Source organism: Rhodoglobus aureus (genome assembly GCF_039527955.1).
GTDB classification, from domain to species: domain Bacteria; phylum Actinomycetota; class Actinomycetes; order Actinomycetales; family Microbacteriaceae; genus Rhodoglobus; species Rhodoglobus aureus.
The window spans coordinates 1-8,719 of the sequence record NZ_BAAAKW010000051.1; the positions used below are offsets into that span (position 1 = coordinate 1).

General features: G+C 61.8%; 9 protein-coding genes. 6 read left to right on the forward strand and 3 right to left on the reverse strand.

Annotated elements, in window-relative coordinates; genetic code table 11:
- Positions 1-57 precede the first annotated feature (57 nt).
- On the reverse strand, positions 58-810 hold the full coding sequence (locus tag ABD112_RS11645; protein WP_343926055.1) for an NAD(P)-dependent alcohol dehydrogenase: 753 nt from the start codon (positions 808-810) through the stop codon (positions 58-60).
- Between the two features lie 147 nt (positions 811-957).
- On the opposite strand from ABD112_RS11645, the gene ABD112_RS11650 reads away from it, so the two are divergent.
- The 5 genes from ABD112_RS11650 to ABD112_RS11670 all read left to right on the forward strand — a co-directional run bounded on the left by ABD112_RS11650 (position 958) and on the right by ABD112_RS11670 (position 5,838).
- Positions 958-1,611, forward strand: a complete 654-nt coding sequence (locus ABD112_RS11650; RefSeq protein WP_343926057.1) for a TetR/AcrR family transcriptional regulator C-terminal domain-containing protein — start codon at positions 958-960, stop codon at positions 1,609-1,611.
- 92 nt (positions 1,612-1,703) lie between these two features.
- Positions 1,704-2,210, forward strand: coding sequence for a hypothetical protein (locus ABD112_RS11655; RefSeq protein ID WP_343926059.1), 507 nt, complete (start codon positions 1,704-1,706; stop codon positions 2,208-2,210).
- Positions 2,211-2,272: 62 nt separating this feature from the next.
- Positions 2,273-3,250: a DNA topoisomerase IB gene (locus ABD112_RS11660; RefSeq protein ID WP_343926061.1), complete on the forward strand. Its 978-nt coding sequence runs from the start codon at positions 2,273-2,275 to the stop codon at positions 3,248-3,250.
- Positions 3,251-3,279: 29 nt separating this feature from the next.
- A complete protein-coding gene (locus ABD112_RS11665) occupies positions 3,280-3,909 on the forward strand; it encodes a DUF1684 domain-containing protein (protein ID WP_343926062.1) in 630 nt (209 codons plus the stop codon).
- 270 nt (positions 3,910-4,179) lie between these two features.
- Positions 4,180-5,838, forward strand: coding sequence for a DEAD/DEAH box helicase (locus tag ABD112_RS11670; protein WP_343926063.1), 1,659 nt, complete (start codon positions 4,180-4,182; stop codon positions 5,836-5,838).
- Positions 5,839-6,410: 572 nt separating this feature from the next.
- Here ABD112_RS11670 and ABD112_RS11675 read toward each other — a convergent pair.
- On the reverse strand, positions 6,411-6,950 hold the full coding sequence (locus ABD112_RS11675) for an NUDIX hydrolase family protein (RefSeq protein WP_343926065.1): 540 nt from the start codon (positions 6,948-6,950) through the stop codon (positions 6,411-6,413).
- Positions 6,951-7,033: 83 nt separating this feature from the next.
- Positions 7,034-7,840 (reverse strand): SDR family NAD(P)-dependent oxidoreductase, encoded by an 807-nt coding sequence (locus ABD112_RS11680; RefSeq protein ID WP_343926066.1) that lies wholly within the window; start codon positions 7,838-7,840, stop codon positions 7,034-7,036.
- Positions 7,841-7,997: 157 nt separating this feature from the next.
- Here ABD112_RS11680 and ABD112_RS11685 point away from each other — a divergent pair, with 157 nt between their 5' ends.
- The gene (locus ABD112_RS11685; RefSeq protein WP_343926067.1) at positions 7,998-8,621 is read left to right on the forward strand and encodes an alpha/beta hydrolase; all 624 of its coding nucleotides are present in this window, start codon (positions 7,998-8,000) and stop codon (positions 8,619-8,621) included.
- The last annotated feature ends 98 nt before the right edge of the window (positions 8,622-8,719 follow it).

The window sequence follows — 8,719 nt, forward strand, 5'->3', positions numbered from 1 at the left end:
AACCGGCCACGCAAAATCCTCGGCTGGGCAACACCCGCCGAAGTCTTCCAAGAACTATCATCGAACGAAACCACACCGTGTTGCACTTCGAACTAGAACCCGGGCAACGTCATAGGGGCCACCCGCTGCGATAAAATCTTCCTTGGCATAGTCGACAACTCTGGTGGCACCCAGTGCCCGCGCTTGGGCTGCGTTGCCCGCACTGCACACTGCGGTGATGTCGCTGGCGCCGAGCACCCTAGCGAGTTCGATCGCGAAGGAGCCAACACCGCCGGCTGCACCGTTGATGAGCACTCGATCACCCGACTTCAGTTTGCCATGCGTCCTCAATGCCTGAAGAGCGGTGAGCCCGGCAACAGGCGTTGCGCCTGCAGCCTCAAAGTCCACTCCAGCCGGGAGCACGGCGACCATGGTTGCGTCTACCGCCGCATAGTCGGCGAACGCACCGCCTCCGGATTCGCCGAAGATCGCGTCGCCGACGGAGAAGCCCTTTACGTCCTCTCCGACGGCCTCGACGATACCGGCGACATCCGCTCCCGGGATCAACCGCTTCGGTGCGCGCAGGCCCATGATGAGCCGGACCATTAGCGGCGTACCACTCAGCAGGTGCCAGTCGAGCGCATTCGCCGAGGATGCCAGTACACGCACCAGAAGCTCGCCGGGCGCTGCCGTTGGCGTTGGCACCGATTCGATGGCCAGCACTTCTGTGCCGCCATACCGTCGTGCCGTGACCGCGGTCATAGTCTCTGGTCGCAAATTGGTACCGCTGCCGGGACCCTTTCGTGGGCTCGTGTGCGGGGGAACCGACATGCTGTCTCCAAACCTAAAGTTACGTACATCGTACGTTGGTGTGGTCGAAAAGCTAGCACGTACGCTGTACGCTGTCAATGAAACGTGAGCCACAACCGGTGAGAAGACCGGGACCAATCGCACCGGCACCAATCGAGGAGGACGCAGATGGAAACCACCGCACTGACCTCGCGCCGCGAACCGCTCACGGCGGCCCGAATCGTCGACCAAGCAATGCGCATCGCCGATCAGCGGGGCGTTTCTGGATTGAGCATGCGGAGCTTGGCCCGCTCTCTCGGCTTCGAGGTCATGGCGCTGTACAACCACATCGCAAACAAGCAGAGCCTGCTCGCTCTCATGACCGACGCCGTCGCTAGCACCATCTCGAGCGCGCCATCGGGAGCATCGCCCCTCGCCGCAGTTCGAGCAATCACGATCTCGACGCACGCCGCCCTGTTGCAGCATCCGTGGGCAACCGAACAATGGCAGCAGCACCTGCCCGGGCCCGCCCGCACTGAGCTCATGGAGACGCTGTTGCGTCTGCTGAACGAGAGCGGTCTGACCCCCGAGACCGCCCATCACGGCTTCCACGCCGTGACCAATCACGTGATTGGGTACACCCTTCAAGAGAAGAGCACGGTCCTCGTCGACGAAGATGCCACCGCGAACGCCAAGATCTACCTTGCCGGGGTCTCCACAGAGACTCACCCCTACATGGTTGCCCACGTGAACCAGCATCTTTCCGGCGAAACCGCGAGCAGCTTCGAGCTCGTGCTCGACCTCATTCTCGATGGGCTGGAGCGTCTCGACAAACGAGACTGACCCGACTCTTTGACCGAGAGAACCGCGCCAACCCCCATGGCCCACTCAGTGAATTGCTGGATTACTGAAAGTGACAGGAGCACACTAGGGGCATGCGCGTTCTCCTGAAGCTCATATTGGACTGCGAACCAGACGACGCTTGGCGCGCGATCCGTACCCCCGCAGTCTTTCAACAAGTGTCGCGGCCGTTCACTCGGTTTACCTCACTCGAAGTGGGTGGATTTCCGCAATTCTGGGAAGAGGGCGACCACCCGGTGCGGGTCTCCGCCTTTGGCAGACGCAGGCTGAGGCTTGGACATCAGGTCATCCGAGTGTCATTCGACGAGAGCGAGCCGGGTACTAGGGTCATGCGCGACAACGGCGAAGGGCTGAGCGGAGTACTCGCACAAATTTCTACGTGGGAACACTCCATGGCGATCAGTGCAGCTCCAGACAACAAAACGCTGTACCGCGATCAACTCACGTTCAGTGCTGGCCTACTCACTCCCCTGCTGTGGCCGATGTATTGGGCCTTCTGGCAGTGGCGGGCCGCCTCGCTGAAACGCCTAGCCCCAACGTGGGGTAGTTCCACACCATCGCGGACTAATCTCAGCCTGTAGAGCATGAGGCGCAGTGCGGCCTCGAGCAACAACTAAGTCAGTGGGCGTGGAAGGAAGTCACGGTGCCCAGATTGCGTCGCAGTGATCCCGCAGGTCGTGGATACCATCGACTGCGTTCAGGGCGAGGCTTCAGCTTCAGAGATGCGAACGGCGGCACTGTGGCGGAGCCCGAGCTGCGTAAGCGGTTCCTATCTCTGGCCATTCCGCCAGCGTGGACTGAGGTGTGGATTGCCCCCTATGAAAACGGGCATATTCAAGCAACGGGCCTTGATGATGCCGGCCGGCGGCAGTACATCTACCATCCGGCCTGGCGCGAGCGGCAGGATCGCGAAAAGTTCGATCGGGCTCTAGCGCTTGCTGCCACGCTTCCGTCGGCACGCGCTATCGTCACACGAACCCTGCGCCATAGCGACGACCCTCGCGAACGCAGTCTGGCTGCCGCATTTCGGATGCTCGACACCGGGTCACTGCGCATCGGCAGCGAGCGCTATGCCGACGAAAACGGCAGCCGAGGGTTATCGACACTGCTGTGTAACCACGTCCAGGCGCGGGGAGATTGCGTCACCCTCAGCTTCCCGGCGAAGAGTAGACAACTGTGGCAGAGCGAGATCGTGGATGCTGACCTAGCGACGTTCGTTCGCGGCAGGCTGCGCGCCGGCAAGCAGACTCCCCTGCTGTCGTGGACCGAGGGCCGGAAGCGACGTTCGCTGAGCGCAGCCGAGATCAACAACTATGTGAGAGAACGCACCGGTGGCGAGTTCACCGCCAAAGATTTCCGCACCCTGCGCGGCACGGTAGCGGCCGCCAGCAGTCTGGCCACGAGTGGGGCTGCGTCGAGTCACCGAGAACGAACGCGAGCAATCAAACGCGCGATGGAAGCCGCAGCCGAAGTGCTGGGCAACACCCCCGCGATAGCGAAGAAAAGCTATGTCGACCCGCGCATTGTTGACGTGTACACGGCCGGCACCACGATCGACGCCCGCCGTCTGGCTTCGGCCGAGACCGAGTTGAGGCGACTGCTCGCGCCCGACAAGAGCTAACTATCGGGACGCCCAGCTAGCCTGAGCCTATGACCGCTCTTCAGGTAGCCGACTGGCGCCGACGCAACTTCGCTCTCTACTCTGCTGTTCGTTCGAACTCGGATGCCGCGAGCGCCCACGCCAACTGGCGTGCGGGTCGCGATGAGATGTTTGCCACGCATCCAGCTTCGCCGTTGTTACCGGAGGACCGGCGCGAATTTAGTGGGTTGCCGTTCAACGACTACGACCCTGCATGGCGCTTTGAGGCATCCATTGTTCCGGGTGCAGGTCTTCCGGGCGAAGGGCGCCGCATGGAGGTCGAGACTGGTACGGATGGCGTGGTGCCGTTCGACCTGCTGGGCACTGTTGAGATCGACCAGGTTGGCACTCTCGACGTGTGGCGGCTGGCGTCGTATGGCGGCGGAATTTTCATCCCCGTGAAGGATGCTCTCTCCCGGGTTTCTGGCGGAACCTACGGCGGCGGCCGCTACCTCATCGACACCGTGAAGGGTGCTGACCTCGGAGCGGGCAGCGCGCCAGAATCACTCGTGCTCGACTTCAACTTTGCCTACAACCCGTCGTGCGCTTACGACCCCGCGTGGGCCTGCCCTCTGGCACAGGCCGGAAACACTCTGGCTGTGCAAGTGCCGGTAGGTGAGCGGTATGGGGCCTCTGCCTGATAGGCTGGCTTCACTTGCGAAACAACTATGTTTCCCTGCGTCGTAGAACGCTTCCCTCTTCTCGTCCACGTCAATCAGAAACGTGTGGCTCGTAGATAACTTTCTCCGGCGAACTGGAGTCATCCGCGCCGAACGAAAGTTCGAGATCTGACCTGTGTGCCGCATACGTGCGAAACACCTGATTGGGTCGGTGTAGATCAGCACGTGCTTTGCCTGTGCGCCTCCGGTGTAACGCCCATCTGTTACTTATGCCTGAAAGGCACCATTACTTTGACTGAACAAACTTTTAGTTCGCTCGGCGTACCCGCCCCGCTCGTTGCGGCCCTCGCAGCCGACGGCAAGACCACGCCATTCCCCATCCAACTCGACACCCTTCCTGACACCCTTAACGGTCGCGACGTTCTCGGCCGCGGTAAGACCGGCTCGGGCAAGACTCTCGCCTTCTCGCTGCCAATGGTTGCGCGTCTTGGCGGCAAGCTCTCGGGTGGCAAGCGCCGTTCGGGTCGCCCGCTTGGTCTCGTGCTTGCGCCGACTCGTGAGCTGGCCACCCAGATCTCCGCCGTCATCGAGCCGCTTGCGGCTGCCTACGGCCTCAACACCACCACAATTTTCGGTGGTGTGAGCCAGAACCGTCAGGTCGCTGCCCTCAAGGCAGGCGTTGACATTGTTGTGGCCTGCCCTGGCCGCCTCGAAGACCTCATCAAGCAAGGCTTCGTCAGCCTCGACGCCGTCGAAATCACCGTGCTTGACGAGGCCGACCACATGGCCGACCTCGGCTTCTTGCCCGTTGTGACCCGTCTGCTCGACAAGACTCCCAGCAACGGACAGCGCCTACTGTTCAGCGCAACCCTCGACAACGGTGTAGACAAGCTGGTTCGCCGCTTCCTGCACAACGAGGTTCTGCACTCGGTCGACGAAGCGACCTCACACGTCTCCGCCATGACCCACCACGTGTTCGAGGTTGACAGCGTTGAGTCGAAGCGCGTACTCATCGAAAAGCTCGCTTCGGGCACCGGCCGCCGTCTGCTCTTCATGCGCACCAAGCACCACGCCAAGAAGCTGGCCCGCCAGCTCGTCGACGCCGGCATCCCCGCTGTTGACCTCCACGGAAACCTCTCGCAGGTGGCTCGTGACCGCAACCTCGCGGCATTCTCCGCCGGTGACGTCAAGGTGCTTGTCGCCACGGATGTCGCAGCGCGCGGCGTGCACGTAGACAACATTGAGCTGGTCATCCACGTTGACCCGCCAGCAGAGCACAAGGCATACCTGCACCGCAGTGGCCGCACCGCTCGTGCCGGCGAAGAGGGCGACGTAGTGACCCTCGTTCTTCCGACCCAGCGCAAAGACACTGCAACGCTGTTGCGCAAGGCCGCCATCACGGTGACCCCGCAGCACGTGAACGCAAACTCGGATGCCGTAACTGCGCTTGTTGGTGAGGTCGCCGAATACGTGACCCCCGCTCCTCGCGCAGCAGCTCCCGTTCGTGGCCAGTCACAGGGCGGACGCTCGCAGGGTGCAAACGCCCAGCGCAAGCGTGTTCGTCGTGATGGCGACGGCGGCGGCCGCGATGGTGGACGTGACGGTGGCCGCGAGGGTGCCCGCGGCGGCGCTCGTGGCGGTCAGTCACGTGATGGACAGGGTCGTGACGGTCAGTCACGCGGCGGGCAGGGTCGTGACGGTCAGTCACGCGGCGGCAACGCAGCTCGTGGTGGCCAGCAGCGCAATGATCGTCAAGGCTCAGGCCGCGGCGCAGTCGTCGCTGGTGCTGGTGCCGGAGAACAGCGTTCAACTCACCAGCCGCGTCAGCAGCACACCGAAGCCCCCTCGCGTCCGCGCGGTGGCAAAGGTCGCGCGCAGGCCGGCGGCGGAACCGTTCGCGTTGGCCAGGTAGTGCGCCCTAATCGTCGCGCCTCAAGCAGCGGACGCTAACAACCACACAGCTTTAACGTCTCAGGGCGGCGAGTTGCTCTCAGTAATACTGAGTGGCGATTCGTCGCCCTGTGGCATTTAACGGGTGTTGGTTGCGGCGCTGGCGCGGCCCGTGCTGGCACTTACGCTGGATTGGCGCTGGCTCGACTCGGCTGCGGCGTCACGGAAATTCAGGAGATTCTGTTTCGCCATGTGCGCACCCGCCACGACGCTCCCGGATTTCCGGGCATCCGCGCTCGGCAGCGTCACCGCCCGAACCGGTTTTCCTGAATTTCCTGAGTTTCCGTAGCCGCGCCACGGGGGCACGCAGCGGGACACGGGTGTCGCTCCCTGCACATCACGGAAACTCAGGAGATTGTGTTTCCTCAGATACTGGACTGCCGCTATGCCCCGGTATTCCCAAGCATCCGCGGCAGACGGCGCTGTCACGCGAACAGTTTTTCCTGAATTTCCATATTCGGCACGAGGCAGGACGCTTCAGACGGGCGACGCAGTTAGACGACGCCGTAGGGCAAGACGACGCGACAGGACTACGCGGCGGAAGCCAGCAAGAGCCGGACGCCAGCAAGCAGTTAGGGCAGAACGCCGACAGAGGCGAGAGCTGCGCGCAGCAGTGCGCCGCGGCCACCTTCCATGTCGGCGGTGACTGCTTCGGATGCCGCTTCGGCGGGGCTCAGCCAGGTGAGCTCAAGCGCATCCTGACGCGGTTCACACGTGCCCGTCACAGGCACGACGTAGGCCATCGACACGGCGTGCTGGCGAACATCTGTGAACTGGCTATCGCTCGGCCAGGGAAAGTACTCCGCAACCGTGAACGGCGTCGGGTTTGCCGGAAGCAGGGGGAAGGCCATCGGGCCCAGATCCTTTTCCAGATGACGGAACAGGGCATCGCGCAACGACTCGCCAAACATCACCCTGCCCGAGACGAGAGTACGGGTGATTTCGCCATCGTTGCCGCGCACCAGTGTGCCGACCTCGGTGACGCGACCCAGCCCATCCACGCGCACAGGGACAGCCTCAACATAGAGAAGCGGCAGGCGCCTGCGGGTCTCCGCAAGTTCTTCATCTGAAAGCCAAGACGAGTTGGGGTCTGGTGTGCCGACGGAGCTCATGCTCCATTGTCACCCATGGCGCGGGTTTCGAGTGCGTGCGGCGGGCAAGGGAACGACAACTAATACCTCCCCTGTGCGTCAGCTCAGCCGAGCAAGTCCTTCATCTTCTTCGCAATCAGTTCGGTTGCGCGTCGGGGAGCGAGCCGTGAGAACCGGTCCATGAATTTAGCGTCACTGCCGATGACGACACGGAAAGCGCCCTTCTCCAGGCCCTCAATGATCTGTCTCCCGGCATCCTCTGGGCTCGTCGTTGTATACCCCTTGCCCGGTTCGGCACTCTGCGCCATCGGTAGTTCTACGCCGGAGTTTGCAGTGATATTCGTTGCTACTCCCCCGGGGAACACGATCGTGACAGTGAGGTTTGTTCCCAAGCTCTCCGCATAGAGCGCCTCAGTAAACAGCTTCACTGCAGCCTTGCTCGCGCCGTAGGCGGCCTGACCGGGAACCGGAAGGAAACCGCCCATGCTCGACACGTTCAGAACGGCAGCCTCAGGTCGCTCCATCAGGCTTGGTAGGAACGCCTTCGTCATATTCACGACACCCCAGAAGTTCACGTTGAACACACGCTCAATGACGTCAAAATCCAAATCTTTCAATTTCACGAACGGTTGGATGATCCCGGCAACGTTCAACAAACCGTCAATCTGTCCGTGCGCCTTGCTGACCTCTATGGGCAGCGCAAGCACTGCTTGGCGATCGGTGACGTTGAGAGTGTGGGTCGTCAATTTTCCGGATTCCGAACTGGCCAGCTCTGCTGTTTCCGCTAACCCTGCCTCGTTCAGGTCGACCGCTGCCACTCGGGAACCACGGGCGAGCAGTCCGAGAACTACCTCCCGACCCATCCCGTTCCCGCCGCCAGTGACAACAAAAACCTTATTTGCTACATCCATGCTTCAGATCCTCCACCATCGAGTCTTCATTTGCCGTCGGTGCTCATTTGCAGTCTAGGCACCTAGCCCCCTTTGTCTGAGAAGTCAGGAATTATCTGGAGGAACCCCGCTGACGATCTCAGCCGGCGACCCAGCCCCGCCCCGTAAGATTCGAGACATGCAGATCGATTCATCAGCAGTGCTCTGGTCAGCCCCCGAACGCGAGAGGGCCGGGCGTCCGCTGCTCGTGTTGTTACACGGTTACGGCTCACATGAGGGTGATCTGTTTGCGATGGCACCGGGGCTTCCGCTCGAACCGGTTATCGCTTCGCTGCGCGCGCCGATCCCCGAGAATGGCGGATTTTCGTGGTTTCCGATCAACCTCAGTGGCGACGGTCGGCACAATGTCGAACTGGTGGATGACGCGGCACGGGCCGTGCTTTCCTGGCTTGACGACCAGCAATTCACGAGCGTCAGCCTCCTCGGTTTCTCCCAGGGCGCCGCGATGGCGCTTCAACTTCTTCGGCTCGCCCCGGAACGCTTCACCTGCGCTGTGGCTCTCTCGGGGTTTGTGGTGAGCGCCGAGCATTCCGGAGATGCAGCGCTCACGAGCATCCGCCCGCCCGTATTTTGGGGTCGTGGCACTGACGATGCTGTGATTCCGGCGGTGAACATTGAGCGCACTGAGACGTGGCTTGTTGATCACACTCGCGCCGAATCGCACATCTATGAGGGGCTTGCGCACTCGATTTCGACGGATGAGTTGAATGACTTTGTGAGCTTCTTGGGCACGCACGCCTAGGAGACCGCTGATTAATTTGGTGGTCGATTTGGCGTTTTAAGGCGCGCCTTCCCAGTATTTTCGGGGGCTGATTAAGACTTAATTCATGCAGGGTTGTG

Excerpts from the sequence above, each read along its gene's own strand:
- ABD112_RS11665 (WP_343926062.1), top strand. The coding sequence starts at position 3,280 with ATGACCGCTCTTCAGGTAGCCGACTGGCGCCGACGCAACTTCGCTCTC.
- ABD112_RS11650 (WP_343926057.1), top strand. The coding sequence starts at position 958 with ATGGAAACCACCGCACTGACCTCGCGCCGCGAACCGCTCACGGCGGCC.
- ABD112_RS11680 (WP_343926066.1), bottom strand. The coding sequence starts at position 7,840 with ATGGATGTAGCAAATAAGGTTTTTGTTGTCACTGGCGGCGGGAACGGG.
- ABD112_RS11655 (WP_343926059.1), top strand. The coding sequence starts at position 1,704 with ATGCGCGTTCTCCTGAAGCTCATATTGGACTGCGAACCAGACGACGCT.
- ABD112_RS11685 (WP_343926067.1), top strand. The coding sequence starts at position 7,998 with ATGCAGATCGATTCATCAGCAGTGCTCTGGTCAGCCCCCGAACGCGAG.
- ABD112_RS11675 (WP_343926065.1), bottom strand. The coding sequence starts at position 6,950 with ATGAGCTCCGTCGGCACACCAGACCCCAACTCGTCTTGGCTTTCAGAT.
- ABD112_RS11645 (WP_343926055.1), bottom strand. The coding sequence starts at position 810 with ATGTCGGTTCCCCCGCACACGAGCCCACGAAAGGGTCCCGGCAGCGGT.